Source organism: Bradyrhizobium sp. INPA03-11B (genome assembly GCF_040446015.1).
GTDB classification, from domain to species: domain Bacteria; phylum Pseudomonadota; class Alphaproteobacteria; order Rhizobiales; family Xanthobacteraceae; genus Bradyrhizobium; species Bradyrhizobium macuxiense_A.
In genome coordinates this window covers 43,299-68,766 of sequence record NZ_JASGSR010000007.1, presented here as the reverse complement: position 1 = coordinate 68,766, position 25,468 = coordinate 43,299, and the positions used below count along the sequence as shown (strand labels likewise).

Here is a 25,468-nt window from a genome sequence, read left to right as displayed (position 1 = left end):
ACCGCGACGCAACCTGCTGGTCATGTCCAAATCTCTCCAAGCCTTTGTCGTCATCGCAGCGCTGGCCGCGCCCGTGCTCGCCCACGCGCAATCGGCCGACCTCGTGCTGTGCGATCGGCTCGCCGCCGATCCCTCTGATCCCGACAAGCCGGCCGACGTGAAGGGCGTGGGCGATATTGCGGCGGCCGATATCGCGACCGCGATCAAGTATTGCGCGGTGGCGGCAAAGTCGTCGCGCCGCGCAATGTATGAGCTCGGCCGCACCTATGCCGCCAATCGGCAGACCGCGGAAGCGGCAGCCGCCTGGCGCAAGGCGGCCGACAAGGGCTCGACATCGGCGATGGTCGAACTCGGCGTGCTCTATGGCAACGGCACCGGCGTCGCCAAGGACGAGGCGCAGGCACGCAAATTGTTCGAGCGTGCGGCGCAGGCCGGCAATGCGCGCGGCGTCAGCAATCTTGCAGCGCTCGGCGGCAGCACGGCATCCGATCCGGCACGCGCGCGTGAACTGCTTGCCAAATCCGCCGAGACCAACGCCGAAGCGCAGTACCAGCTCGGTCTGATGCTAGCGGAAGGCAAGGGCGGCGCGCAGGACGATGCCGGCGCGCGGGCGCTGTTCGAGAAGGCTGCGGCGCAGAACCATCCCGGTGCGCTGGAGCGGATGGGCGCCTTCGCGCAGGCCGGCCGCGGCGGACCGAAGGACAGCGATGCGGCCAAGGCCTATTACGAGCGGGCTGCCGCACTCGGCGATGAGGACGCCAAGAAGGCGCTGGAGCGCGCCCGCTGTCCGTATGTCATCAAGGACAAGCGCGGCAACGCCGTGACCAACCTCTGCTTCTAGGAACGCTCGCGCACGCGTGTCGTTGACGTGCGAAAGGCACTGGCGAGGCGATGTCATGATCCGCAAGCTGCGTTCCGGCGAGTACCGCCTGTATTCCCGCAAGGTCAATCCGAAGACCGGCAAGCGCCGCAATCTCGGCACCTTCAAGTCGCGCGCGGCGGCCGAGAAGCACGAGCGCGACGTGCAGTATTTCAAGCGCCACTAGAGCATGATCCGGAAAAGTGTGAAGCGGTTTTCCGAAAAGATCATGCTCAAACAAAAAGCCAAAGAGCGATAGCGTTCCCGGACGCTCACGGCGCCGGGCAGGCCGCGCCGGTCTTCACCCAGGCCTCGACCAGCGCGCCGGCCTGCGCCTGCGTGCCCGGCGCAGGCGCGCGGCCGAAGCCGGGATGCCAGGCCCAGCCGACCAGCGTGTCCTTGCCGATATGCTCGATCAGCTCCTCGACCTTGCGGCCGCCATTGCGCGCGGGGTCCTGGATCTGGGCGCAGATTTCGCCGACCGTCTTGCCGGCCCACGCCATCTCGCGCGGCGCGAGGTGCCATTCCGGGTGGCCCGGTACGCGGCCCGGATCGAAATTGGCGTGCTGGTGGCAGATCGAGCAGCGCATCGCGTTGGTGCCGTGGCCATCGGCGCCGCGCGTGACCGGCGGCTGGTGAATGCGGCTGATGTCGCCCTGACGCGGGCTGTCGCCGGCGGGATGGCAATTGGTGCAGCGCGGATGGGTCAGCACCTTGCCGAGCTCGGTGAAGATCGCCGCGGAGCGCTGCTCGACATTCTCGATGCCGGCAAAGCTTTCCGGCGAGGCGAGGGCGTGGCTTGCGCTCTCCGACGCTGCGTAGCCGGCGCACAGGCTGGTCGCGAGCGCCGTCACGACTGCCATGATCCGAAACCGCGTGTCCGATGTCATCGCGCGCGGGCTCACTTGTTGGCGGTCAGATAGCGCTTGGAATCGGCGAGGATCACGTCGCGCACGGCTTGATGATATTTGATGTAGCCGGTGCAGCGGCACAGATGGCCGTCGAGCGCGTCCGCGATGACGGTCTCGAGCTGGTCCCGCGCCACCGGCTCTCTTGCGAGCAGTTCGAGCAGCACCTGGCCCTCGTTGAGGAAGCCTGCCGTGCAGTAGCCGCACTGGAACGCGAAATGGTCGATGAAGGCCCGCTGCAACGCCGAGAGTTCGCCGTCCTTGGCATGGCCCTCGACGGTGCGGATTGCCTTGCCGTCGAAATTCGCCGCCGGCACCACGCAGGTCGGAGTGGTGTAGCTCGTGCCGTCGGGATTATCGATGATCACAGCGCAGCTCAGGCACTGCGCGGCGCCGCAGCCGAACTTGGTGCCGGTCATGCCGAGCATTTCGCGCAGGAAATCGTTCATCGAGAGGTCGTCGCGGACCTCGATCGGGCCGTGCTTCTGGCCGTTGATGGTGAGGTTGAGCGTGGTCACGCTAGCGCTCCCTTGAGCAGGCTCGTTGTCACCGGCAATGACCGGAAGCGGTGGCCGGTGGCATCGTTGATGGCGTTGAGCAGCGCCGGCACGATCGGGATCATCACCACCTCGGCCATGCCCTTGGGCGGCTCGTCCGGTGTCAGCGGCGGCAGCATCTCGATCTCGAGGTGGTGCAGCGGCAGATCGGAGCCGCGCGCAATCAGGTACTGGCCGAGATTCCACTGCCCGTTGCCGGGCCCGCCTTCAAATGGCGGCAGGGTTTCCAGCAGCGCGTAGCCGACGCCCATGGCGAAACCGCCATGGGACTGGCCGAGCACGACTTCGGGCACCAGCGCCTGGCCGCATTCGAACACGCTGTAGGCCTTGGCGATGCGCAGGATGCCGGTCGCGCGCTCGATCTCGACACGCACCAGCGTGCCGCACATCGAGGTATAGGCGGTGCCGATCCGATTGTTGTCGGTCGGCGGAAACTTGACGCTGACGCGATCGATCCGCTCGAACCTGCCGCGGCCACGGCGGATCGCCAGTGCATCGATCTCAGCGCGGTACTGCTCGCCGTGCAGGGGGAAGCGCGCACGCGACCAGGCCCAGCGCGAGAAGCTGTGCGCGACCGCGCCGGTGACGAAGCCGCGCGCATGGGCGGTCGCAGCAAGCTGCGGCAACGGCAGCGGTGCGAGCTCGTCGAGCACGAGCTGGCCGTCCTGCCAGCGCGCTCTGTCCCATTGCCGGGCGCGAGGATCGGCCTTGGTGATATTCCAGAGCTCGAGCGCGGCTGGCCACATGCCGAAGCGGTAGATGACGCGGGCGGCCTCAGCCGCGGAGTGTGTGCCGACATGGGCGCCGATCGAGGCGCTGGTGGCCGAGCTGATCGCCGGCACCCAGCGCGGGTTCTTCTCGGCGAGATCCTGGGTCTTCTGATCCATCGTGTAGGGATCGCCGGAGGTGACGAGTCCGAGCGCGTCATAGCTGTCGACCCGGGAGACCGCGACCTCATCGGCCACAGTGCCGAGATGGCCCGCGACCCGGTTGGCGAGCGCGGTGCCGACGCCATTACCCATCTCGACGTGATCGCAATGGATCGCGATCCGTCCCTCCTGATCGATCTCGACCCGGCCGAGCGAGCAATCCGCGCCGGCGCCGTAATCCTTGGTGACGCAGGCCACTCCGGTGCCGACCAGCCGTCCCTCCGGCGCTTGTTGCTTGAACGCGGCGCGCTGCTGCCAGATCGGATGTTTCTCGAGCCTGTCGAGGATCTCAGGCGTGCGCACCGAGACGATGTAGGGATTGCCGGTCATGGTCCGGCCGTTCTGCTTCAACGCGTTGTTGCGGCGGAACGCGATCGGATCGACCTTGAGCTCGCTCGCCGCCTCATCGATCAAGACTTCCAGCGCGGTCATGGTCTGCAGCGTGCCGTAGCCGCGCATCGAGCCGGCGGTGACGCCGCGCGAATGCACCGCCACGGTGGTGACGTCGACCTTCGGGACATCGTAGATCCCGATCGCGGCGGTCGCAGCGACGGTAGCGACATTGGCGGAGAAGTTGGCGAGCCCGCCGCCGTCGAGCACATGATCGGCGACGAATGCCGTGATCTTGCCGCTGGCGCGATCGATGCCGATCTTTGAGCGCATCTTGATCGGGTGACGTTTGATGCCGCCCTGGAATTGCTGGTAGCGGTCGTGTGCCAGCCGCACCGGCCGTCCCGGAAAGAACATCGCCGCCAGCGCCACGTAGAGCACGAACGGGGTGTGGTCGCGGCCGCCGAAGCCGCCGCCGATATGGGCGAACTGTGCGTTGATGTGCGAGGGGCGGAACGGGGGCCTGGCCTTGCCGAGCATGAAAGCGATCGACTCGGTCGCCTCATAAGGCGACTGCACGCCGAGCACCAGTTCGAGGTTGCCGCTGTTGTCGCTGTACCAGGCGAGACCGCTTTCCGGTTCGAGGAACATCGGATCGACCGACTGGGTCTCGAACTCGCGGTCGAGCACTAGCTGCGACGGCTCGTCCTTGGCGAGTTGGGCGCGGATTGCTTCGCCATGGATCGCGGCCTTGGCGTAGTCGGCCTTGGTCTCCTTGGCGAGCGGCAGCCAGACCGGCAGCGCCGCGTTCTGGATCCGGCTCGGCGAAACCCAGCCGGCCAGGACCGGCGAATAGATGTCGGGCGCGTCGGGCGTCGCGCCGGCGACGCGCGTGAAGCGATACGCGCCAAAGTGAGGCAAGTTCACCGGGCCGGTCTCGTCGCCGAACTTGACGAAGCCGACATCGCGCAGCGCGAGGCGCGCGCGGTCGAAGGCGTCGAACTGCTCGAAGATCAATAGCGCGACCGGTTGTCCGAGATAGAGCGGTGTCTTGCCGACCGGACAGAACAGGTCCCCGGTGTAGAACTCCGGCACCCTTGTGCCGATCCGGTCGAGATCGGCAGCGGTCACGACGACCGAGGGCTTCGCCGGTCCATCGAGGCGGGCAAGGTCCATGCCGGCATAGACATGCGTGGCGTCATTGGCGCGCACCAGGATGGCGTGCGAGGTGGTCGCGGGCCAGCCCGGCATGTCGGCCGCACGAAAGTCGGAGGCGTAGAGCTTTGCGCCGGTGACCTTGGCCACGCCGTCGACGCGGCCGGCGCCCTTGGCCGCCGGATTGAAATGGCCGCGCCCGGGAAGCGTCTCGCGACTGGCGAAAGCCGGCTCCTTCGCCAGCGCCAGATGCGACAGGCTGACCGAGATGCCGCCCGCCGAGAACCACTTCACGAATTCGCGTCGCGAAGGCCGCATGGTCTGATCTTTCATCGACACCTCGACGGCATATCGCGCCGGGGTTTAATAGTTTGTGCAATGCACGTGGGAGTATTGCGGCAAAGCGAGCGCGACGGCAATGCCGCAATAGGTCGTAGCCTTCTCACGCGTGGCTTTGGCCTCACTTGAGGTCGGCGATGGTGGCCGGTCCCGGACCCGGCGTGATCAGGGTCGGCCATTGCTTGGAACCGAACGGCACCAGCGGCGGCAGGAAGGCCGTCATGCCGCGCTTCTTGGTCTCGGCGATGATCGCCTCGCGCGCATCGCCCCCCATCAGTTCATAGTCCATCAAATGGTAGCTGCCGAAGAACAGCGCGCCGACCGAGCGATCGGCGATGATCCGGGTCAGGGATTCCAGCATGTCCGATGGCGTCGTGGTGAAGGAGATGGTCTCGATCAGCATCAGTCGGCTGTTGATGGCGTCAGGTCCGAAGAATTGCGCCAGCACGCTGAATATCACGTTGTTCTGCCGCGCCACATAGATCGTGTTGCTCGCGCCGTAGGTCTTGTCCCAGTCGGGGCCGAGCTGGGTCTTCCAGTCGGCCATCACGGTCATCCAGTGCGCGACCTGGGTCTGCGCGGCCCAGGCGACGTTCCTGGCGAGCAGCGGCGCCTGCTTCTTGCCGAATGCTTCGAGCTTTGCGAACGGGATGGCGCCGGCGGCGAGGCATTCGTCCATGAAGGCGATGTTGTTGGTGAGGATGGCGCGGTTGTTGTCGCGCCAGTCGGCCTGCATCGGCGTGGCATCGAGCCCGTCGAGCGCCGATTGCATCCGGCTGCGATAGGCCTGCATCGACCCGCGCCATGATTTTTCGTCGGGATTGTTGACATAGGGGCCGACCACCTCGGCCAGCGCCATCGTGCTGTGGCCGACCGATTTGAGCAGCTGATAGACGACCGGCACCTGCGGCGCCTCGGTCGGCGGCTTGCCCGGCCGGTACAGGATCAGGCGGCCGCCGGCGCCGGAGAACAGGCCGAGGATCACCGGGTGCTTGTCGAGCACGTTCTTCTGGAAGATCCGCGCCGCATCGCCATAGAGCTCGAACATGCCGGTGTTGAGCGCGAGCACGTCCTTGGTCGCGATATCGGCCGGCGTCGACGTCGTCTTGCCCGAGATCGGTGCCATGTAGTCGGGCAGCGACTGGGCCAGCGATGCGCCGCCGCTGGCGAGCAGCAATCCCAGCGCGGCGGCCAGGCGAAATCGATTGATCATGTGATGCTCCTCGAAGCCTCGCGCCAACGTCGCGGCCGGATGCGGCCGCGCGATCATTGGCGGAGTGCGCAAATGCTTGCACGCAATGAACTGGAGAGAAGTGAACAGGGAGTGTAGATCCCGCGCGACGCGGCACGACGCGGGCGGACGCCTACAGCTAAGCGACGAATCGGCCGGTGTCGACACCCGGACATTGCCGGGCTTGCCTGCGCCAAAACACCCAATGGTGCGGTTTTCGGCCCGGTGCTATCTGGCGAACAGAATCAATTTTATTTATTGGATTATTTGCGTGCTCAACGGACTTTACAAGGTCGAGTACGGCATCAACGGCGCATTCGGGCGCAGCATCATGTGCCTGCACGACGGCAAGATGATGGGCGGCAATTCGGCCTTCGCCCATCTCGGCACGTATCAGGTGAGCAAGGGCGAGATCATCGCCGACGTGATCACCGAGCGTCACAACGACGATCCTAATTTCAAGCCGCTGATGGGCGCCGACGTCGCCGTCATCAAGGTGCGCGGCCGAACCGAAGGCTCGACCATTCTGCTCGAGGGCAAGGCGGATGCCATGCCGGACGGCGTGTTCTGGGCGAATCTGGCGCCGCTCGACGACGAGGCCTTGCCACCGCGCGGGGAGGTCGGACCGGGCGGCATCGCCAACGGGCTCTATGCGATCCAGCTTCGCGCGCTCGACGGTGTCGACGCCGGCCTCACCGGGGTGATGCTGCTGATGGATGGCCGCATCCTCGGCGGCGACGCGTTCTTCTACTATCTCGGCTCGTATTCGTCCGCGGATGGCCGCTGGAGGGGCGAGATCGTCAACCAGGAGCACACGCCGGCGAAGGGCGAGTATCCGGTGTTCGGCGGCTATGAAATCGGCATCGGTTTCGCTGGGACCTGCCGCGACGACGGCGCGGGGCTCGAAGGCATCGCGCTGGCCGGCAAGCGCAGCCTCCGCCTGTCAGCCGAATTGCGCCTGATGCGCCGGGCGTAGACCTGGAAAGCTGCCTCAATCCTTGATCAGCAGCACGCCGCCGATGATCAGCGCGATGCCGGCCAGTCGTGAAATCGACACGGGATGCTGCGCCAGCCCGAATAAGCCAAAATGGTCCATCGCGATGCCCGCGATCATCTGACCTGCGACCACCAGCGCCAGCAGGGTCGCGGCGCCGAGCGACGGCAGCAGCAGGATCATCAGCAGGATGAACACGCCGCCGAGGATGCCGCCGCTCCAGGCCCACCAGGGCACGGCCGTCACCAGTTTCCAGGATGGCACCGGTTCGCGCGTCGCGACCAGCACGACCGCCATCGTGACGAGCCCGCCGAGATAGCTGACCAACCCGGCCCAGGCCGGTGAGTTGAGGGCGGACCTGAGATTGCCGTTCAGGACCTGCTGGGTGGCGACGCTGATGCCGGCGCCGAGCGCGAGGAGATACAGAAACCAGATTTGCATGTGACGCCCCAAAACCGATCGCCGGACTATTTCATGTCATATTCGATTGGCAACGAGCGTGGCATGCATGGGAGCACGGCGCGAAACCTGCGGAATGGGCTTCCACCCACGTCCCAGATCGAATAAGAGGCCGCAAACCCTCAGTTCCCCAGCATTAAAGCATGATCCGCCTCGATAACGTCTCCAAGCAAGTCGGCCACCAGATCCTCTTCATCGAAGCCTCCGCGGCGCTCCAGAAGGGCGAGAAGATCGGCCTCGTCGGCCCCAACGGCGCCGGCAAGACCACGCTGTTCCGCATGATCTCGGGCCGCGAAATCCCCGATGAAGGCCAGGTGTCGCTCGATCGCGGCATCTCGATCGGCTATTTCAGCCAGGATGTCGGCGAAATGTCCGGCCGCAGCGCGGTCGCCGAGGTGATGGACGGGGCGGGACCGGTCAGCGTGGTGGCGGCCGAACTCCGGGAACTCGAGGCCGCGATGGCCGACCCCGACAAGGCCGACGAGATGGACGACATCATCGCGCGCTATGGCGAGGTGCAGCACCAGTTCGAGGAGCTCGACGGATACGCGCTCGACGGCCGCGCGCGCGAGGCGCTGGCCGGTCTCGGCTTCAGCCAGGAGATGATGGACGGTGACGTCGGCAAGCTCTCCGGCGGCTGGAAGATGCGGGTGGCGCTGGCCCGCATCCTCCTGATGCGGCCCGACGTCATGCTGCTCGACGAACCGAGCAACCACCTTGATTTGGAAAGCCTGATCTGGCTCGAGCAGTTCCTGAAGGGCTATGAAGGCGCGCTGCTGATGACCTCGCATGACCGCGAGTTCATCAACCGCATCATCAACAAGGTGGTCGAGATCGACGCCGGCCAGCTCACCACCTATTCCGGCAATTACGAGTTCTACGAACAGCAGCGCGCGCTCTCCGACAAGCAGCAGCAGGCACAGTTCGAGCGGCAGCAGGCGATGCTCGCCAAGGAGATCAAGTTCATCGAGCGCTTCAAGGCGCGGGCCTCGCACGCAGCTCAGGTGCAGAGCCGGGTCAAGAAGCTCGACAAGATCGAGCGGGTCGAGCCGCCGCGGCGGCGCCAGACCGTTGCGTTCGAATTCCAGCCGGCGCCGCGCTCGGGCGAGGACGTCGTCAGCCTGAAGAACGTGCACAAGGCTTACGGCAGCAAGCGCATCTATGACGGGCTGGACTTCATGATCCGCCGCCGGGAGCGCTGGTGCGTGATGGGCATCAACGGCGCCGGCAAGTCGACGCTGCTGAAGCTCGTCGCCGGCTCAACCGAGCCCGACGACGGCGCGGTCGCGATCGGCGGCAGCGTCAAGATGGGCTATTTCGCCCAGCATGCGATGGACCTGCTCGATGGCGAGCGTACCGTGTTCCAGTCGCTGGAGGATGCGTTTCCGCAGGCCGGGCAGGGCTCGTTGCGCGCGCTCGCCGGCTGCTTCGGCTTCTGCGGCGACGATGTCGAGAAGAAGTGCCGGGTGCTCTCGGGCGGCGAGAAGGCGCGGCTCGTGATGGCCAAGATGCTGTTCGATCCGCCGAACTTCCTGGTGCTGGACGAGCCGACCAACCATCTCGATCTCGCCACCAAGGAGATGCTGATCAATGCGCTCTCCGAGTTCGAGGGCACCATGCTGTTCGTCTCGCATGACCGCCACTTCCTCGCCGCGCTGTCCAACCGCGTGTTGGAGCTGACGCCTGACGGGATCCATCAATATGGCGGCGGCTACACCGAATACGTCGCACGCACCGGGCAGGAAGCGCCGGGGCTGCGGGGCTAGCTCAAGCCCGCCACCGCGCGCAGAACGCTTCGACGTCGCCGGACTGAAACTCCGGCAGGCGCTCCCAGATGATCTCAGCCGGCCAATTCCACCAGGCGATCTGCGACAGCTCGGCCGCGATCTTGCGGCTGAACCGTTCCTTGATCGGCCGGGCCGGCACGCCGCCGACGATGGTGTAGGGTGCGACATCGCGCGAGACCACCGCACCGGCTGCGAGCACCGCGCCGTCTCCGACGGTGACGCCGGGCAGCACGATCACGCCATGGCCGATCCAGACGTCGTTGCCGATCACGACGCGGTCCGCGCGCCGATCACTGAAGAAGCCGTGATCGCGCTCGGCGGAGGCCGAGTAGTATTCGGGGCAATAAGTGAAGCGATGCTGCGACGGGCGCTCGACCGGATGGTTCGGCGCGCCGATCCGGACTTGCGCCGCGATCGCGCAGAACCGGCCGATCACGGCGTCGGCGACGATGCAGCCGCTGCCGAGATAGGAGTAGTCGCCGAGCTCGGTGTATTCGATCGCGGTGTCGCCGAGGACTTCGCAGCAACGTCCGACCGTCACTTCCCGCAGCTTGACCGTCGGCTCGATGACGGTTTCGGCAAGCTTGGGGCGGGTCGGGTTCGGTTCAGTCATGAATCTGTCCTCGATGCGGCGGGCGGTTCCAGTCGCACGATTTCTATTACGGCCAGATGACAGGCGGCGCCGGATCTACCGGCCGGTGAGGCGGGCGATGGTTTCGATCTCGTTGGTCCAGATGCCGCCGGAATAGCGTTCCGGCAGGCGCCGGAACGTGTCGGCATCGTCGACCCCGGTCGAGAATTCGCCGCGCCTTGCGGCATCCGCGTTCCCAGCGATGCAAAGCCGCATGGCACGCTGCGCGGTGCTCGGCTTGTGACGCCCAGCGCCGGCCGCTACGCTTCAAAAAAAGGCGGGAGTGAAACGGCATGAAACAGATCAGGATCGGCGACATCACGATCGACGCGGTGATCGAGCGCGAGGGGCCGTGGCGACGGCCGCAGGATTTCTTCCCGACCTATGACGATGCCGTGTTCAAGCATCACCTCAAGGCGATGGAGCCGGAGGTCTTCGACGCCGCGCGCGGCATGATGATGATCACCTATCAGACCTTCGTGGTGCGGACGCCGCGCTACACCATCCTGGTCGACACCTGCACCGGCGAGGACAAGGGGCACCCGCCGCCGTTCGACTTCCCGGGCAAGGAGCGCTGGCGCAACGAGCTGTTCGCGCTCGGCATCTCCTTTGAGCAGGTCGACTACGTGTTCTGCACCCATCTGCATATCGACCACACCGGCTGGAACACCACGTTGCGCGACGGGCGCTGGGTGCCGACCTTCCCGAACGCGAAATACGTCTTCCACAAGGGCGAGTATGCGGCCTGGGAGGCGGAGAATGCCAAGGGCGCCAATCCGCCCGGCACGGTGTTTCGCGACAATTGCCTGCCGATCGTCGAGGCCGGGCAGGCGCTGCTGGTCGACGACGACTATGCGCTCGACGACACCGTCACGCTGACGCCGACGCCGGGCCATTCGCCCTGCCATTGCTGCGTCAACATCTTCTCGAAGGGACAGCGCGCGGTGGTCGCCGGCGATCTGATGCACCACGCGATCCAGTGCCGCGAGCCGGAATGGTCGGCAAAGCCCGATTGGGATCCGAAGCAATCGGCGGTGTCGCGACGGAAGTTCTTTGCCTCCGTCGCCGGCACCGACACGCTGATCCTGCCGATCCATTTTCCGGCCCCGACCGTCGGCCTGATCAAGGCGGACGGCGACCGCTTCGACTATCGCTTCAAACGCGAGTAGGCGGCGCGGGCAGCCGGGAGCTCAGTGGTGTCAGAACCGCGCCGTGCGGGTCCGGCGCGGGACCTGGGTCAGAAAGCGTTCGAGATCGGCGCACAGGCGATGGGCGAGCTCTTCATCGATCTCGAACGTCGCGACCGTCCCCGCGCAGTCGATTTCGATCGTCCCGCGAAGCGGCACGGCGGACACGGTCGATACCGCGATGTTGGTGGCTCTCTGCATGGTCATGTCGTCAACTTCCCCTCGGGCCGGTTTTGCCGCCAATCCTCATCTCGGAATGACGGGGCGTCCCTTTCGCTTGCGTTCTTCGATGAATCGCACACCGATCTCGGTGCCGTCGACGCGAACCAACTCGCAGCGCCGGAACGCCAGTCCTCGTGACGACAGCACCAGGAAGAACTCCTGGGCCTTCAGCACATCGAGCGTTCCGTCGACCTCGAGCCGGGCGCCGCTCTGCGAGACGTCGAGCAGGATGCAGCCTCGTCGCCACGTGCCATCGACGCCCATCAGATTGACCGGATGGCGCGTCTCGAGCTTGACGCGCTCCGCCCTGCGGTCACCATACGTCATGACGCTGCTCACACTGCTTGAAATCGCTTCGCAACCACCGTGGCCCGCGCCTCTGCAGGATCGATCGTGGCTGGCGGGCTTGCGGCGGCGCGGGCGGCGGCGGCATCGATGGCGGTGCGGATCACGTCCTGGATGTCGGGACGTGCGATCTTGAGCAGCCGGGCCTGCTGGCGCGGCGCGGATCGCATCACGAGGTCGGCAAGCGCACGGTGAGGCAGGTCCTTGCGCGACACCAGCGCGCCGGCGATGTCTTCGTCGCGTTCGGCGGCATCGATCATCATGGCAAGGCCTGCGCTGGTCATGTCGGCGCCGGGGTTGCCCGCGAGCGCGCGAAGCACACTGCTGTCGCCGCGCATCAGCAGAATATCCGTGAGCTCCTGGCTGACGGCCTTACGTCCTGCGATCGCGCTGAGGTGTCCCTCGGCGCGCATCCAGGCAATGTCGATCAGATCGGTCTCCGGGATACATTCGCAGCCGCGCAGGATCGGAGCGGCGACGTCGGCGTCGTCATGGTTGGCGAGACGACGTGCGAGTTCGCGCGGCACCAGATGGAGGTCGGCGAGCGAGCGGCTGAGCGTGGTCAGGGTCCGCAACTCGACGCTCTCGCTCAGGCGGATCAGGATGTCGTCGAACACCTCGACGTGGCGTTCGCTGAGGCGATGCGCGTCCTCGAGAAACAGCCCAGCCACCTCCTGCAGCATGCGCGTACGGAGGTCGGGGGAGCCGGCTTTCAAGACGTGGTCGAGCTTGGCAATAAGATCGGGCGAGGCAATGACTGTCATTGCGGTCCTAAAGTGTTCCGCGACGAGGAACGTCATCGTTCCCAATGCCAATCTGCTCCCCGAATCTTTAATAGGGGTATAGAGTTTGATGGGATCGCCGGTCCCAACGGTGGATATCCCGGCAAACACTATCGAAATTCGGCAGCAGGGATCATTTGCCTGATTGTCCGGTTCGACGAACGGCCCGCATTTTTCCTGATTGAATTCATCAGTCGATTCGCATTTGGTGCATGGACATTATCGATGAGGCGGGCGCGCCAGGCGCGACGCCCTGCAAGAAATTTAAAGAGCAATTCATAGGAGCGGTCATTTGACGGCGCCATTGCTGGTGCCGAGAGTCTTTCGTTTTGACGATGTTGATGCATTCCGGAGTTCGATCCGAAATCTGGATGTTGATTTCACGCCGCTTGCGCGGAAGATTTCGGCCGAGCAGGTCATCCTGAGTTTGCCGGGATGCGAGCTCAATTACACGCAGTCGTTTCCGAGGATCGTCGACGCGCAGCTTGCGCCGCATAGCACCGCGGTCGGCTTCACGATGGACGACGGCGTTCCGATGCGGTTCAACGGCGTCGAGCGCGATCGTGCGGTGATCGTGCTTGGCGGCGGTGGTGCGTTCTACACCTCCGTGGAGCAGACACCCCGCCAATATGCCTCGGTGATCTTCACGCCCGGGATTGTCGACCGCGGTTGGCCGAACCCCGGTCTGCATTTCAGCATCCACGAGATCTCTCAACGCGCGCAGGATCGGCTGCGCGAAGTTGTGAGGCAGGTGTTGCTCGTGACGTCGGACCAGGTGACGATTGCCGAGTTCGCCACGGGTGCGTCGATCAAGGAGACACTGCTCGCGGCGATCGACAACGCGTTCGCCGAGATCGTGCCGGCGAAGTGGGCGACGCGGGCCAACACGACACGCCAGTTCAAGGTCTTCAACGACGCGCGCGCCATCCTCGCCGGCGACGTCGCTCATCCGATCTACAGCGGCGAGCTCGCGAGGCAGATCGGCGTGTCCGTGCGCACGCTGCACGACGCGATCCAGCGCTACCGGGGCATGAGCCTGCATCGCTATTTGCGGCTGCGCCGGCTCTGGCTGGTGCGCCAGCAACTGCTTGCCGGGGCGCCGAGCGTCAAGGCCTGCGCACTGGCCTACGGGTTTTGGCACCTCAGCGATTTCTCGCGGAGCTACCGGTCGCACTTCGGGGAAGCGCCGTCGGAGACGCTGGCGACCTCGCGCCGGGCTGGCGTCATGCGCGCCGATCCGTCAGATGCCAGACATGATTCGTAACAGTCGGTCTGAACGGAATCTTAACGGCCGGCGGTGAATCTGTTGGTACGATTCCACCAGAGGCGGCGTTAATGCATCCCCGACGATTTGCCCGTGTTCGTCCGTCAGGATGCGTGTCCAGCGTGGTCAAGCTTCAGCTCGAACCGAAGGCGCCGCTGATCGAATGCCGGCTGGTGGACTATTCCGCCGGTGGGGCCTGCCTGGAATTTTCAAAACCGGTCCAGTTGCCCGAGCGCTTCGAAATGTTTCACGGCAATACCAGGAAGCGCTGCCGGCGGGTCTGGAGCAAGGGCGTCCGGGTCGGCGTCTCGTTCTGAGCGCCCTGGGCCCTGATCAAGGTCGATCCACCCATCAATAGCCATTCGGGCCGCGCCCTGCGCGACCCGTCAATAATCAACGGGCCGCGCCCTGCGCGACCCGATGGTCTGTCCCGATAGAGCGGGCTGGATAAGCGCCGGCGAAGGGCTCAGGCGCCGCTCTGGCACTTCTTCATGAACGAGGTCTTGGCCGCGCCGGCGAGCTTCTTGCCGTCGGAGCCGACCGCCTTGCTTTCGCAGGCGTCCATCGTGCACTTCTTCATGAACGAGGTCTTGGCCGCGCCGGCCAGCGCCTTGCCGTCCTTGCCGACCGCCTTAGTCTCGCAGGAGGCGTCCTGTGCAAATGCCGAACCGGCGGCAAAGGTCGCGATCACGGCCGCCAAGAAAATCCGCTTCATCTGGGTTCTCCCTAAACCAAACCAGTGGCCGGATTGGATATCGGATTCTTGGCCCGATCAAGTTCCCACAGCCGATTTTGTCTATAAAATACCCGGATAGCCGCGGGAAAATTCCGTGTGCGGCGCGGAACAAAATGGGGGAAACGCGGAATGGAATTCGAGACGCTGGTACAGACACGCAAAAGCGTGCGCGGGTTCAAGAAGCAGCCGGTGTCCCGGGCGACCGTCGAGGAGATCATCGAGGTGGCCAAGCGGGCGCCGTCCTCGATGAACACCCAGCCCTGGCACGTCCACGTCCTGACCGGGGAGCCGCTGGAGGAAGTCCGCCGCCGCAACATGGAGGAGATGATCGCCGGAGCGAAGGCCAAGCGCGACATCGTCAGCCATGGCGAGTACCAGGGCGTGCACCGCGGCCGCCAGGTCGACATCGCCAAGAAGCTGTTCGGAGCCATGGGCATCGCCCGCGACGACAAGCCGATGCGGCAGGATTGGGTGCTGCGCGGCTTCCGCCAGTTCGACGCCCCGGTCTCGCTGGTGCTGGCCTACGACCGGATCCTCGATCCCGGCGCGGTTTGCCATTTCGATCTCGGCGCGCTCTGCTACGGCATCGTGCTGGCCGCCTGGGATCGCGGCCTTGGCAGCGTGATCAACGGCCAGGGCATCATGCGCTCCGACATCGTGCGCGAGGTCGCCAACATCCCGGAAGACCAGGCGATCATGACCTGCGTTGCGATGGGCTACCCCGACGACAGCTTTGCCGCCAATGCGGTGCGGTCGGACCGCGAGGCCAACAGCGACTTCGTCCGCTACGTCGGCTTTGCCGACTAGCGTAGGGGGCAGGATCGCGCGCACCTGCATTTGCAGGCGCGACTGCGCGCCGTTTCGCGAGCAAGCGACGGCGATCGGAGTGCTGATTGTCGATCGCTTCCTCGCCGACAACGATTTCGCGGCGCGATCGATTGCCTGGCGCGCCGCCACGTCTCGCGCATTTGAGTACGCTGACCGCGCTGCGGGATATTGAATTCCGCGTAGTGAAACCATCGCGCGACAGTGAGCGTAAGCGCGCGTTTCCGCTATTCCTGCCGATGAAAAATGCGCTACTTGTTTTGTGAAACGAAACAGCACAGGCGAGGAATCACAGATGAGCGATGATGAACAGACAGCCATGATCCGCGAGACCGTCGCGAAGTTCGTCGATCGCGAACTGATCCCGCTCGAGCCGCAATATCTGAAATCGAAACTGCCCGGCAGCGATCATCCCGAGCTCACGCCGGAGCATCGCAAGCGGCTGCGCGACGTCTCCAAGGAGCTCGGCCTCTGGGGCCTCGATGCGCCCGAGGATCTCGGCGGCCACGATTTGCCGACGCGCACGATGGCGGCGGTGCATGAAGAGCTCGGCCGCAGCTGCGTGCCGTTCGTGCTGCCGCCGGACTCGCCGAACCTGCGCATGCTGCAGGCGGTCGGCACCGACGCGCAGAAGAAGAAATACCTGCAGCCCTATATCGAGGGCCGGATGGCGTCGGCGATCGCGATCTCCGAGCCCGGCGCCGGCGGCGATCCCGCAGGCATGAAGACGCGGGCGATGCTCGAGGGCGAGCAATGGGTGCTGAACGGCCGCAAGATCTGGATCAGCAATGCACGCGCCGCCGACTTCATCATCGTGATGGCGCGCGTCGGCAACGACCAGCGTCAGGGCGGCATCACCTCCTTCATCGTCGAGAAGGGTACGCCCGGCTTCATCATCGAGCGCGAAATCCCGATGGTCGGCGGCGGCTCGACCTACGAGATCGTGTTCGAGGATTGCCGCATCCCGAAGGACTCGGTGCTGGGCGAGGTCGGCAAGGGCTACGCACCGATGCAGCTCCGCCTGCGCACGCGGCGGCTCGAGATGGGATCGACCTGCGTCGGCATCACCAAGCGCGCGCTCGACATGATGTGCGAGCACGCCAAGCAGCGCGAAACCTTCGGCGTCAGGCTCGCCGAGCGCCAGGCAATCCAGTGGTGGATCGCCGATATCTCCACGCGCATGCATGCGTGCCGGCTGATGGTGCGCGAGGCCGCCGACAAGACCGACCGCGGCGAGGACATCCGCCACGAAGCCTCGATGATCAAGGTGTTCGCGACCGAGATGGCCTATGACGCCTGCGACCACGCCATGCAGACGCTCGGCGCGCTCGGCGTGACGCTGGAATTGCCGCTCAACGCGCTCTGGCAGAAGGCCCGCCTGATGCGGGTCTATGAGGGCCCGAGCGAGGTTCATCGCCAGGCCATCGCCCGCCGCGTGCTCGGCCTGCGGGGAGGTTAGGGGGCTACGGAGCCCCTAAGCGATCCGCGTCATTGCGAGGAGCGATAGCGACCAAGCAATCCATCTCTCCACTTGCGGAACGATGGATTGCTTCGCTGCGCTTGTAATGACGTGGATAGAGCCGTCGTCACGCCGTGACGACGGCACGTGGCCGCTCAAGCCGCCCGCACGTCGGAGAGGAAGCGATTGACCTGGCCGGCGAGGTCCTTGGACTGCGTCGAGAGCTGTTCGGCCGCGCCCAGCACCTGGTTCGCGGCGGCACCGGTGTCGTCGGCGGCGCGCTGCACGCCGGAGATGTTGGAATTGACCTCTTGCGTGCCGCGCGCGGCTTCCTGAACGCTGCGGGAGATCTCCTTGGTCGCCGAGCCCTGTTCCTCGATCGCGGCGGCAATCGCGGTGCCGATCTGGTCGATCTCGGTGATGACGTCGACGACGCTGCGGATCGCGGTCACGGTCTCGTCGCTGGCGGTCTGGATCGCGGTGATCTGCTCGGAAATCTCGGTGGTCGCCTTGGCGGTCTGACCGGCCAGCGACTTCACCTCCGAGGCGACCACGGCAAAGCCGCGGCCGGCCTCGCCGGCGCGGGCCGCCTCGATGGTGGCGTTGAGCGCGAGCAGATTGGTCTGTGCCGCGATGCTCTGGATCAGCGTCACGACGTCGCCGATCTTCTGCGCGCCCTCGGCCAGCGAGCGCGCGGTGTCGCCGGTGCGGCGGGCATGGTCGACCGCACGCGCGGCGATCTCGGTCGAGGTCGCGACCTGGCGGGCGATCTCCGAGATCGAGGAGGTCAGCTCCTCCGTCGCGCTCGCGACCGTCTGCACGTTGGTCGAGGTCTGGTCCGAGGCGGCGGCGACGACCGCGGCCTGACGGTTGGTGGCTGCCGCCGTTGCGGACATCGATTGCGCGGTGTCCTCCATGACAGAGGAGGCCGCGGACAAGCCGCCGACCAGTTCGGTGACCTTGGCCTCGAAGGCGCGGGTCAGGTCGTCGAGCACCCGGGCGCGCCGCATCTTGACGTCGTTCTCGGCTTCCTTCTCGGTCGCGAGACGGTCGGCCTCGATCCTGTTGTCCTTGAACACCTGCACGGCGGCGGCCATCGCGCCGATCTCGTCGTTGCGCGCGGCGCCCGGGATCGCCTCGGCGACTTCGCCGGCGGCGAGACGCGACATCCGGCCGGTGAGGGCGGCGATCGGGTTCAGGATACGGCGGCGGACCATGACGATGAGACCGGCGCTGACGGCGATGACCGCGAGCAGCCCGATCATTGCGATCACGAAGCTGAAGCGCGCCGCCGAATAGGCGCTGGCAAGCACCTGCTCGGCATTCTCGTAGAACGCGTCGCGCACCGTGATGATGGCGGCGAGGCCGATCTGCGATTCCGGATAGTAGGTGTCGAGATCCTGCTCGTACTTGCCGGTCACGGCGCCTTCCTTGGCGAACTTCAGCGCCTTGCCGAAGCGCTCGACGTAATCGGCCTGCATCTTGCCGAGCGCCGTCATGACGTTCGCGGGCGTCGCCGGATTGTTGCGCAACTCCTGCAAGGTCGAGAGGATCTGCTCGGTGCGGCCGGTCGAGCGATAGAGTTCCATCTTCTCCGGCTCGGTCGCGACGCGCTTGGCGCCGACCAGCGCCTTGTGCAGGCTGGCATTGAGGCCGCCGGTATCGCGCAGCATCCAGGCGACGTTGGCGTAGCTGGCCTGGCGATAGGCATTGCCGTCGAGGCCGGCGAGGCGGCGCACCTGCTCGTCGAGCAGCGTGGTGACACCGGCGTTGAACACGGAATTGTCGGCGACGATCTTGCCGGCGGCGGCGCGGCGGGCCTCCGCCGGACCGGCGATCGCAGCGGCAATGGCGTCGCGCAGCCCGGCAAACTTCACCTTCAGCGTGTCGATCTCGCGCGCGACCGCCTCGCCGTCATCGAGCGAACCCGGCAGGGTGGCGCGGACCTGGTTGACCTTGGCGAGGGCCCCGTCGGTCAGCTTCCGCTGGCGGTCGAGCTCGGCGATCTGCTTTGGTTCGATCGTGGCTCCCCCAAGCAGCAGGTTGGTGGCGTAGCCACGCTCGGGGTTCATGTAGCGCGGGATATCGCCGACGGCGCGGACGATCTCGAGCCGGCTCTGTGCGGTCGAGACCTTGTCCATGGTCTGGTACTTCGTGACCGCGACATAGGCCGCGAGGCCGCCGCCGACCGCGGACAATGAGACGATCGCGGCCGTCAGGAGAGTACCGATTTTCATGGGATGCGCGCCATTTCTTGACGGGAGAGGGAGAGGCCTCAACCGTACCGGGAGCGCATTAAGCCAGGGTTTATGATACGGGACCCGTGACGGGCCCCGCTCATTCGTATTATCCGAAAGTCGAAGACGCCGCGTCGCTCAGCCGCGCGGCGCGACGATCAGTGCTCGTCGTCGTCAGCGCCCTTGGTCGCGGCGCGGTGTTGCGTGGCGCCACCCGAGCCCGCTTCGCCGCAGGGCAGCTGGTTCCAGGTGCCGTCGGCGGCCTGCTGGTAGGCCTGGCAGCCGGCCGAAGTCGTGGCGGTGGATTTCTCTTCGGCTTTCTGCCGCTCGGCGCTCTTCGCCAGCGCTGGCGTGGCCAGGGCAGCGATGGCTGCAAGCGAGCCTGCGAAAACCAGCTTTGCGATCCGCATGTCGGGTTCTCCTTCTCGAAGCAGAGCCATATCCAGAAAAGAAATCTGGCGATTTTGGGCCGCGGCGAAGCGCCTGCGACCAATTGCTTAATGCCGTGAAAACGGGCCGCAATGCCGGTTAACTTCTGCGCGCCGACTGCAGGACGGCTGTCGCAGCGCCGTGGTAGCATCGCGCCATGACCCACCGCATTCTCGTTCTCTACGGCTCCTATCGCTCGGATCGCATGGGCATCCGGCTGGCCCACTTCGTCATCGACGGCCTTCGTGGGCGCGGCGACGACGTCGAGCTGATCGACGCCAAGGAAGTCGGCCTGCCGATGCTCGACCGCATGTACAAGGAGCATCCCAAGGGGCAGGCGCCGGCCGTGCTGGAAACGCTCGCCGGCAAGATCCGCGACGCCGACGGCTTCCTGTTCGTCACCGGCGAGTACAATTGGGGCATCCAGCCCGGGCTGAAGAACCTGACCGATCATTTCCTCGAGGAATGGTTCTGGCGCCCGGCGGCGATCGCGAGCTATTCGGCCGGACGGTTTGCCGGCGCGCGCGCCGCGACTGCCTGGCACGGCACGCTGTCGGAGATGGGCATGGTGGTGGTGTCGAGCACGATCAGCGCGGGGCCGATCGCGCAGACGCTGTCGGCCGAAGGCAAGCCGATCGGCGAGGGCGGCAAGTCGCTCGAACGCGCCTTTCCACGTTTTGCTGACGACTTCACCTGGTGGATCGAAGCCGCCAAGGCACAGCGGGCGCGTAAGGCGCCGCCATACTGAGCGCAAGTCCGCCAGCTCGGGAGTTCGGAGCCATGAGCCTCTTCACATCGCCCTTCGATCCCGCGCGCGAGGCGGCCGTGGTGACCGGCGCCGGCAACGGCATCGGCCGCGCCATCGCGCAGGCCCTGGTCGGCGAAGGCGTCCGCACGGTGTTCGCAGACCTACATGAGGATCGGGTGCTGGCCGCGATCAAGGCCGCCCCGCGTCCCGAGTTAGCGGTCCCTTGGGTCGGCGATCTCGCGCAGCGTGATGCGTGCGACGCTCTGCTGGCGCATGCGCAAGACACGGTCGGACAGGTCACGCACTTCGTCCACAGCGCTTCGCCGCCGCGCCGCGAGGCCGATCATGCGATGGCGGTCGACGAAGAGACCTGGCAGCAGATGCACGCGGTCAATCTCGATGCCGGCTTTCATCTGTCGCGCGAACTGGCGCGCAAGCTGATCGCGGCAAAGACGCCGGGCTCGTTCCTGCTGCTCACCTCGCTGCATGCCGGCACGCCGCGCAACCTGCCGCATTACTCGACGGCGAAGGCCGGCATGGCGATGCTGGTGAAGGAGCTTGCCAAGAGCTGGGGCCGCCATGGCATCCGGGTCAATGCGCTGGTGCCCGGCGCGATCGCGGCCGGCGGCTTCGTGGCCGATCCCGCGCTGGCAAAGCACATCCCGCTCGGCCGGCTTGGCCAGGCGGATGATCTTGCGCCGCTGGCGCTCGCCGTGCTTTCGCACAAGCTCTCCGGCTACGTCACCGGCGCAGCGATCGTGGTCGACGGCGGATTGTCGCTGACCAACTGGTTCGCGCCGCCGGAGCTCGATTGAGAATTGAAGTCGATTACTTGGTCCTGATGTAGCCCGCGAGCCGCGACTTCTGGTCCTGGCACCAGGTCGTCATGCTGCCGGCGCGGCGCTGGTCGAGGTCGGTGGTCTGCGTTGCGATCGCAACTTCGGTCATCAGATCGTCGGGCTGCTTCTCGCCCATCTTGCCGCCAGTGTGCATGTAAGCGATCGCCTTGCGCACCTGCTCGGTGGTGCCGTCGGGCAGGTGCATGTCCTGCGCCCGCTGCACGAGGTCCTGATAGACCAGATCGGTGCCGGGGCACTCGACCTTTGCGGCGAAGGCCTGCAGCACCATCGTCACATAGGCCGCGCGCGGATCGGCGTGGGCCGGTGTTGCCGCGACGATCAGGCCGCCGATCAGCAGAGCGTAACGCATCGAATTCCTCCCGAGGTTTTAGACATTTTGCCGCAAGGCTAGCGTCCGCGGGAACCGACTGCAACCGTAAGGACACACTTCCCGAAGGAACCGATCAAACAGCCGTGTTCCAATCTGGGCTGCCACGATTTCAGCACGATTTCGGCAGCAAGTGCCACAAGTTGACGCAGGGGAGAATTATCGTGTCGAAGTTGGGGCTTGCTGCGGTGCTGGTGGGTTCGCTTGCACTTGGCGGCTGCATGCAGGCGACGCTGTCGCCGGTGACGGATGCCGCGATGACGCCGCGCGATCGGCAATTGCTGGCGCATCCGCCCTATGCGGAGGCCAGGATCCCGGATCAGTTCCAGCGCCACATTGTCGATTACAGGCGCAAGGAACAGCCGGGTTCGATCCTGGTCGATACCGACGCGCGCTACCTCTATTATGTGCTGCCCGGCGGCAAGGCGATCCGCTACGGCGTCGCCGTCGGCGAGGAGGCGATGGCCTTCTCCGGGGTGGCCACGGTCGGCCGTCTGGCCGAGTGGCCCGATTGGGTTCCGACCCAGGACATCCAGGAGCGGCTCGGACCGTATCCGAAGCGGGTCGCCGGCGGGCCGGCCAATCCGCTGGGTGCCCGGGGCATCTACCTCTACCAGGGCAACAAGGACACGCTGTACCGCATCCACGGCACCAACCAGCCCGAATATATCGGGCAGGCGATCTCGTCGGGCTGCATCCGCATGAACAATGCCGACGTCATCGACCTCTACCAGCACGTCAAGCCGGGCGCGACGGTGGTCGTGCTGCCGCCGGGACAGAGCGCGTAATTCGCACTCGAAATGCAAAGCGGCCGATCGCGCCATCGCGACCGGCCGCTTTTTCTTTGGCCTTTGGTTAGCCGTTAGCGCAGCGGCATCGGCGGCCGAACCACGGGGCCGCCATCATCGGCATCGACGATGTTCGACTGTTGCTGCGGTTGCACCGGGCGCGGTGCGGCAGCCTGCGGCGCGGCCGCAACGGGCGCCGGCAGCGGTGCTGCTGATGCCGACGGAGGCGGCGGCGGGATATAGGCCTGCGCCGGCCGACGGATCGGCGGGGGAGCAACGGCCGCATGCGGCATTGCCTGCGGCGTGACTGCGGCGCGCGGGCGCGGCGCGACCGGCCGAGGTTCGACGGCCCTGGTCTCGGTCGTCCGTGCAACACGCTGCGCCAGCTGATCCTGGCTGGCCTTGAGCTGATCGATGCTGGTCTTGAGCTGCTCGATCTGTTGTCCCATCGACGCGAGATCGCGCGCCATCGACTGCAACAATTGCGTCTGGTCAGGTGCGGCTGCGGCTGGCGCCGCGGGCATGGCGGGCGCAACCGGCGCCGCGGCGGCTGCCGGTGCTGCGGCGGCAGGAGCGGGCGCGGCCGTGGCGACGTCCTGTGGCGCAGCGGCCGGAGCGGCCTCAGCGGGCTGCTCGGTGGTTGCCGCCTGCGCGGCCGGCGGGCTCGCCTGATCGGGAGCGGCGGTCGATTTGCCGGGCAGCAGTGACGTCAGCGCCTCGACCTGCGGCACATACTCGGCCGCCAGCTGCTTGACGCGATGTCCGTAGTGTTGCCACGCCGCGGTACCCATGGCGCCGGCGATCGCGAACACGAACCAGAAGGCGCGGATCGCCCATTTGTTGGTGGGGCGCGGCGCGCGCTCCAGCCGGATGTCGTCCAGCCTGCCGTCATGGCTTGCGGCGCTATATTCCGGCGCGGCCGGCGGCACCGGCGTCACCGGGATCGGCGCAGCCGGCGGCACAGAGGCGGCCGCCGCCGCGTATGCGATGGATGGCGTGGATGCGGGCGCGAGACTCGACCCGAAATAGGGCTCGCGCTGCCCCGATGCTGCCTTGCCGGCAGGTGCCGGTGCAGCGGCATTGTCCGGGCGGGCCGGAGCGAAGCTGGGTTCGATCGCGAAAATATCGTGCGGATCAGCGTCTTTCAGTGTGGATTGCATGGCGGTCCCCGTTTCAGTCCAAGGTCAAACCGCAAATGGGCGGCCGGCAAATTTCGCTCTGTATCGACCCCTGGCCCTGTCCCCACAACTCCAGCCGGGTTTGACCAAAGCAAGGCGAGAGGGTGGAGAGGTTGGGGAGTTTCGGGAACCGGAGCCGGCTGCAGAGGCCGCGGGAATGGACGCACAGGCAGGAACCTCCAGGGCTGTATTTCGGAGGAATCTCCTGAGTTGTGTGGCGCATCCACCACACCCGAGGGGAAATCGCGCAGTGCGCGGCGGGTCTGACTGCGGTCCGCCACCGTTCTGCCCCGATTGGATTCGGCTCATTAGGCGGGTGTTGGATTTTCGGCTTGGGCTGGGGCGCGAGTTGGGGATGCAACATGTCACGCGACGATGCAGTCATTTCGTACGTCGACGTTATCGGCCGTGCGCGCGGTGCAGTGCCCGCCGCTGTGGTGGCTCATGGGCGAAAGCCGCTGCGGCTGTTTGCGCTCGCGGTCGGCGCAGCTTCGCTTGCGGCCTGCGCACAGTCATCGGTCGTCAGCCAGCGCTCGCAGGCGCTCGCGAGCCGGCCGGCGTCGGCCGAGCCGACGCGGGCCGCGTCATCGGCGACGCGAACACATCTCGCAACCGCGCACCGTCATGCGCCCTACGCCGCGCGCAAGACTACCGACAGCAAGATCGCATCGCAGGGCGTTGCGAGCTTCTACAGCGACGAGCAGGAGACCGCGAGCGGCGAGAAGTTCAACGCGCGCGAACTGACCGCCGCCCATCCGACATTGCCGTTCGGCACCAAGCTGCGCGTCACCGACGTCAAGACCGGCCGCTCGGTGACCGTGCGCGTCAACGACCGCGGGCCTTATGTCCCCGGGCGTATCGTCGACGTCTCGTATTCCGCGGCACAGTCGCTCGGCATGATCGGCAAAGGCGTCGCGAATGTCAGGCTCGACGTGCTGCAGTGAGCTGCCTCGCGCAGACCAGGTCCGGGATTTTTGCCGGCTCGATCGGGAAAAAGTCCCGGCGTTGAGCGCGCTTTAATCCTGTTGTCCGAACCACCCAGCCCAATAGAATTGGTGCCGCTACTTCCCCGCGCTGGCATGTTGCAGGTGCGTGGATTTCTACCCAACGAACCTTTCCCCGCCTTGGATTGTCCCGCCAAGGCGGGATTTTTTGCTTGCGGCCATGCGTGGCCGATCCGTTCGAGGATCTTCTGACCATGCGCACCGGCCACGCGTCGATGACCTCGGGGTCGGCGTGGCGGCCGATCAAGACCAGCATTCCGCAGCGCAGTGGGTTCAACAAGCTGGTGTTCCGGCATTTTCCGGCAATGTTCGCTGCCACGGCGGCGAAGAACGATGCCGATGCCGAGAAGCTGAAGGCGCGGACCGCGGCGTTGCAGCTGCTACCGCCATTGGTGCCAGCATCGTCGCCGGTCGCGGCGCAGATTTCCAGCAAGACCTGGCAGATGCCCGAGAATGCCGACGCGATCAAATCGGTCAGTCTCAGCTTCGCCGACAAGACCTGCACCTTCACGCTCGAGGATGGCAGAGGCACGCACAAGGTCGAGGTCGGTCTCGACGCGCCGCGCGAGGGCACCACGACGATGACCGGCAACAAGCTGCATCACGAATACCAGCCCGATGTGATGCGCGTGGTCGCGAGCGGCAGCTCGCGCGACCTGCGCACCTTCGTGATGACCTGGACGTTCGTCGAATCGGCGTTCCGCGACACCGTGACCTGCACCTTCGAGGGACCGCAGATGCGATTCGCGCGCAGCGTCAATGTCAACTCGTCGGCGCTGGATATGCCGACCTTGATGGGCAAGTTGGCGTAGCCGCCCGCAAATTGCGCTCTGCCGCATCTTGCGGCGGGCTTCCACC

At 65.8% G+C, this 25,468-nt stretch carries 29 protein-coding genes and 1 pseudogene; 15 read left to right on the top strand and 15 right to left on the bottom strand.

The window, feature by feature from the left end:
- The first annotated feature begins 22 nt into the window (after positions 1–22).
- Together QMZ05_RS04605 and QMZ05_RS04600 are read left to right on the top strand one after the other, a co-directional pair.
- Positions 23–841 (top strand): tetratricopeptide repeat protein, encoded by an 819-nt coding sequence (locus QMZ05_RS04605; RefSeq protein WP_353699699.1) that lies wholly within the window; start codon positions 23–25, stop codon positions 839–841.
- 55 nt (positions 842–896) lie between these two features.
- Entirely contained in the window at positions 897–1,046 is a 150-nt protein-coding gene (locus QMZ05_RS04600; RefSeq protein ID WP_016843021.1) for a hypothetical protein, read from the top strand.
- A gap of 85 nt (positions 1,047–1,131) precedes the next feature.
- On the opposite strand, the gene QMZ05_RS04595 is transcribed toward QMZ05_RS04600, so the two are convergent.
- The 4 genes from QMZ05_RS04595 to QMZ05_RS04580 all read right to left on the bottom strand — a co-directional run bounded on the left by QMZ05_RS04595 (position 1,132) and on the right by QMZ05_RS04580 (position 6,290).
- Complete coding sequence (locus QMZ05_RS04595; protein ID WP_353699698.1) at positions 1,132–1,749, bottom strand: Isoquinoline 1-oxidoreductase subunit; 618 nt, start codon at positions 1,747–1,749, stop codon at positions 1,132–1,134.
- An 11-nt stretch (positions 1,750–1,760) separates the two neighbouring features.
- Positions 1,761–2,285: a (2Fe-2S)-binding protein gene (locus QMZ05_RS04590; RefSeq protein WP_146984265.1), complete on the bottom strand. Its 525-nt coding sequence runs from the start codon at positions 2,283–2,285 to the stop codon at positions 1,761–1,763.
- Positions 2,282–5,056, bottom strand: a complete 2,775-nt coding sequence (locus tag QMZ05_RS04585; RefSeq protein WP_353699751.1) for a molybdopterin cofactor-binding domain-containing protein — start codon at positions 5,054–5,056, stop codon at positions 2,282–2,284. Before QMZ05_RS04585 ends, QMZ05_RS04590 begins: the two co-directional genes overlap by 4 nt.
- A 142-nt stretch (positions 5,057–5,198) precedes the next feature.
- Positions 5,199–6,290 (bottom strand): hypothetical protein, encoded by a 1,092-nt coding sequence (locus tag QMZ05_RS04580; RefSeq protein ID WP_353699697.1) that lies wholly within the window; start codon positions 6,288–6,290, stop codon positions 5,199–5,201.
- Positions 6,291–6,579: 289 nt separating this feature from the next.
- Here QMZ05_RS04580 and QMZ05_RS04575 point away from each other — a divergent pair, with 289 nt between their 5' ends.
- Positions 6,580–7,284 (top strand): GrlR family regulatory protein, encoded by a 705-nt coding sequence (locus tag QMZ05_RS04575; protein ID WP_353699696.1) that lies wholly within the window; start codon positions 6,580–6,582, stop codon positions 7,282–7,284.
- Positions 7,285–7,299: 15 nt separating this feature from the next.
- Here QMZ05_RS04575 and QMZ05_RS04570 read toward each other — a convergent pair whose 3' ends face one another.
- Positions 7,300–7,743 carry a DMT family transporter gene (locus tag QMZ05_RS04570; protein WP_353699695.1) on the bottom strand — a complete coding sequence of 148 codons (444 nt, stop codon included), beginning with the start codon at positions 7,741–7,743 and terminating at the stop codon, positions 7,300–7,302.
- A gap of 161 nt (positions 7,744–7,904) precedes the next feature.
- Between QMZ05_RS04570 and QMZ05_RS04565 the strand changes: the two genes are divergently transcribed.
- Positions 7,905–9,527 (top strand): ABC-F family ATP-binding cassette domain-containing protein, encoded by a 1,623-nt coding sequence (locus QMZ05_RS04565; RefSeq protein WP_353699694.1) that lies wholly within the window; start codon positions 7,905–7,907, stop codon positions 9,525–9,527.
- A gap of 1 nt (position 9,528) precedes the next feature.
- On the opposite strand, the gene QMZ05_RS04560 is transcribed toward QMZ05_RS04565, so the two are convergent.
- On the bottom strand, positions 9,529–10,161 hold the full coding sequence (locus tag QMZ05_RS04560) for a DapH/DapD/GlmU-related protein (RefSeq protein ID WP_353699693.1): 633 nt from the start codon (positions 10,159–10,161) through the stop codon (positions 9,529–9,531).
- 75 nt (positions 10,162–10,236) lie between these two features.
- Positions 10,237–10,350, bottom strand: a pseudogene (locus QMZ05_RS04555) (glycerophosphodiester phosphodiesterase); the annotation flags it as partial.
- A 122-nt stretch (positions 10,351–10,472) separates the two neighbouring features.
- Between QMZ05_RS04555 and QMZ05_RS04550 the strand changes: the two are divergent.
- Positions 10,473–11,348: an MBL fold metallo-hydrolase gene (locus QMZ05_RS04550; RefSeq protein WP_353699692.1), complete on the top strand. Its 876-nt coding sequence runs from the start codon at positions 10,473–10,475 to the stop codon at positions 11,346–11,348.
- A 30-nt stretch (positions 11,349–11,378) separates the two neighbouring features.
- Here the strand turns inward: QMZ05_RS04550 and QMZ05_RS04545 are convergent, their stop codons facing one another.
- The 3 genes from QMZ05_RS04545 to QMZ05_RS04535 are packed head-to-tail and all read right to left on the bottom strand — an operon-like array spanning position 11,379 to position 12,826.
- On the bottom strand, positions 11,379–11,573 hold the full coding sequence (locus tag QMZ05_RS04545; protein WP_353699691.1) for a hypothetical protein: 195 nt from the start codon (positions 11,571–11,573) through the stop codon (positions 11,379–11,381).
- A 39-nt stretch (positions 11,574–11,612) separates the two neighbouring features.
- Positions 11,613–11,915: a PilZ domain-containing protein gene (locus tag QMZ05_RS04540; protein ID WP_353699690.1), complete on the bottom strand. Its 303-nt coding sequence runs from the start codon at positions 11,913–11,915 to the stop codon at positions 11,613–11,615.
- Between the two features lie 8 nt (positions 11,916–11,923).
- The gene (locus tag QMZ05_RS04535) at positions 11,924–12,826 is read right to left on the bottom strand and encodes a DUF2336 domain-containing protein (RefSeq protein WP_353699689.1); all 903 of its coding nucleotides are present in this window, start codon (positions 12,824–12,826) and stop codon (positions 11,924–11,926) included.
- A 181-nt stretch (positions 12,827–13,007) separates the two neighbouring features.
- On the opposite strand from QMZ05_RS04535, the gene QMZ05_RS04530 reads away from it, so the two are divergent.
- Both QMZ05_RS04530 and QMZ05_RS04525 read left to right on the top strand, forming a co-directional pair.
- Positions 13,008–13,979, top strand: a complete 972-nt coding sequence (locus QMZ05_RS04530; RefSeq protein ID WP_353699688.1) for a helix-turn-helix domain-containing protein — start codon at positions 13,008–13,010, stop codon at positions 13,977–13,979.
- A 71-nt stretch (positions 13,980–14,050) separates the two neighbouring features.
- Complete coding sequence (locus QMZ05_RS04525) at positions 14,051–14,296, top strand: PilZ domain-containing protein (protein WP_074126694.1); 246 nt, start codon at positions 14,051–14,053, stop codon at positions 14,294–14,296.
- Between the two features lie 149 nt (positions 14,297–14,445).
- Here QMZ05_RS04525 and QMZ05_RS04520 read toward each other — a convergent pair whose 3' ends face one another.
- Complete coding sequence (locus QMZ05_RS04520; RefSeq protein ID WP_279706080.1) at positions 14,446–14,694, bottom strand: hypothetical protein; 249 nt, start codon at positions 14,692–14,694, stop codon at positions 14,446–14,448.
- A 150-nt stretch (positions 14,695–14,844) separates the two neighbouring features.
- Between QMZ05_RS04520 and QMZ05_RS04515 the strand changes: the two genes are divergently transcribed.
- From QMZ05_RS04515 to QMZ05_RS04505, 3 genes are all read left to right on the top strand, one after another.
- Complete coding sequence (locus tag QMZ05_RS04515) at positions 14,845–15,522, top strand: nitroreductase (protein WP_353699687.1); 678 nt, start codon at positions 14,845–14,847, stop codon at positions 15,520–15,522.
- A gap of 86 nt (positions 15,523–15,608) precedes the next feature.
- Positions 15,609–15,806 carry a hypothetical protein gene (locus QMZ05_RS04510; protein WP_353699686.1) on the top strand — a complete coding sequence of 66 codons (198 nt, stop codon included), beginning with the start codon at positions 15,609–15,611 and terminating at the stop codon, positions 15,804–15,806.
- A 29-nt stretch (positions 15,807–15,835) separates the two neighbouring features.
- Positions 15,836–16,999, top strand: a complete 1,164-nt coding sequence (locus QMZ05_RS04505) for an acyl-CoA dehydrogenase family protein (RefSeq protein ID WP_353699685.1) — start codon at positions 15,836–15,838, stop codon at positions 16,997–16,999.
- Positions 17,000–17,154: 155 nt separating this feature from the next.
- On the opposite strand, the gene QMZ05_RS04500 is transcribed toward QMZ05_RS04505, so the two are convergent.
- Entirely contained in the window at positions 17,155–19,236 is a 2,082-nt protein-coding gene (locus QMZ05_RS04500; protein ID WP_353699684.1) for a HAMP domain-containing methyl-accepting chemotaxis protein, read from the bottom strand.
- Positions 19,237–19,394: 158 nt separating this feature from the next.
- Positions 19,395–19,646, bottom strand: a complete 252-nt coding sequence (locus QMZ05_RS04495; RefSeq protein ID WP_353699683.1) for a hypothetical protein — start codon at positions 19,644–19,646, stop codon at positions 19,395–19,397.
- Between the two features lie 176 nt (positions 19,647–19,822).
- On the opposite strand from QMZ05_RS04495, the gene QMZ05_RS04490 reads away from it, so the two are divergent.
- Both QMZ05_RS04490 and QMZ05_RS04485 read left to right on the top strand, forming a co-directional pair.
- Positions 19,823–20,413, top strand: coding sequence for an NAD(P)H-dependent oxidoreductase (locus QMZ05_RS04490; RefSeq protein ID WP_353699682.1), 591 nt, complete (start codon positions 19,823–19,825; stop codon positions 20,411–20,413).
- Between the two features lie 32 nt (positions 20,414–20,445).
- Complete coding sequence (locus QMZ05_RS04485) at positions 20,446–21,228, top strand: SDR family oxidoreductase (protein WP_353699681.1); 783 nt, start codon at positions 20,446–20,448, stop codon at positions 21,226–21,228.
- Positions 21,229–21,241: 13 nt separating this feature from the next.
- Here QMZ05_RS04485 and QMZ05_RS04480 read toward each other — a convergent pair whose 3' ends face one another.
- Complete coding sequence (locus QMZ05_RS04480) at positions 21,242–21,622, bottom strand: hypothetical protein (RefSeq protein ID WP_353699680.1); 381 nt, start codon at positions 21,620–21,622, stop codon at positions 21,242–21,244.
- A 239-nt stretch (positions 21,623–21,861) separates the two neighbouring features.
- On the opposite strand from QMZ05_RS04480, the gene QMZ05_RS04475 reads away from it, so the two are divergent.
- Positions 21,862–22,428, top strand: a complete 567-nt coding sequence (locus QMZ05_RS04475) for a L,D-transpeptidase (RefSeq protein ID WP_128970976.1) — start codon at positions 21,862–21,864, stop codon at positions 22,426–22,428.
- Between the two features lie 74 nt (positions 22,429–22,502).
- On the opposite strand, the gene QMZ05_RS04470 is transcribed toward QMZ05_RS04475, so the two are convergent.
- A complete protein-coding gene (locus tag QMZ05_RS04470) occupies positions 22,503–23,588 on the bottom strand; it encodes a hypothetical protein (RefSeq protein ID WP_353699679.1) in 1,086 nt (361 codons plus the stop codon).
- A gap of 380 nt (positions 23,589–23,968) precedes the next feature.
- Between QMZ05_RS04470 and QMZ05_RS04465 the strand changes: the two genes are divergently transcribed.
- Both QMZ05_RS04465 and QMZ05_RS04460 read left to right on the top strand, forming a co-directional pair.
- Entirely contained in the window at positions 23,969–24,550 is a 582-nt protein-coding gene (locus QMZ05_RS04465) for a septal ring lytic transglycosylase RlpA family protein (protein ID WP_353699678.1), read from the top strand.
- A gap of 212 nt (positions 24,551–24,762) precedes the next feature.
- A complete protein-coding gene (locus tag QMZ05_RS04460; RefSeq protein ID WP_353699677.1) occupies positions 24,763–25,422 on the top strand; it encodes a hypothetical protein in 660 nt (219 codons plus the stop codon).
- Positions 25,423–25,468 lie beyond the last annotated feature (46 nt).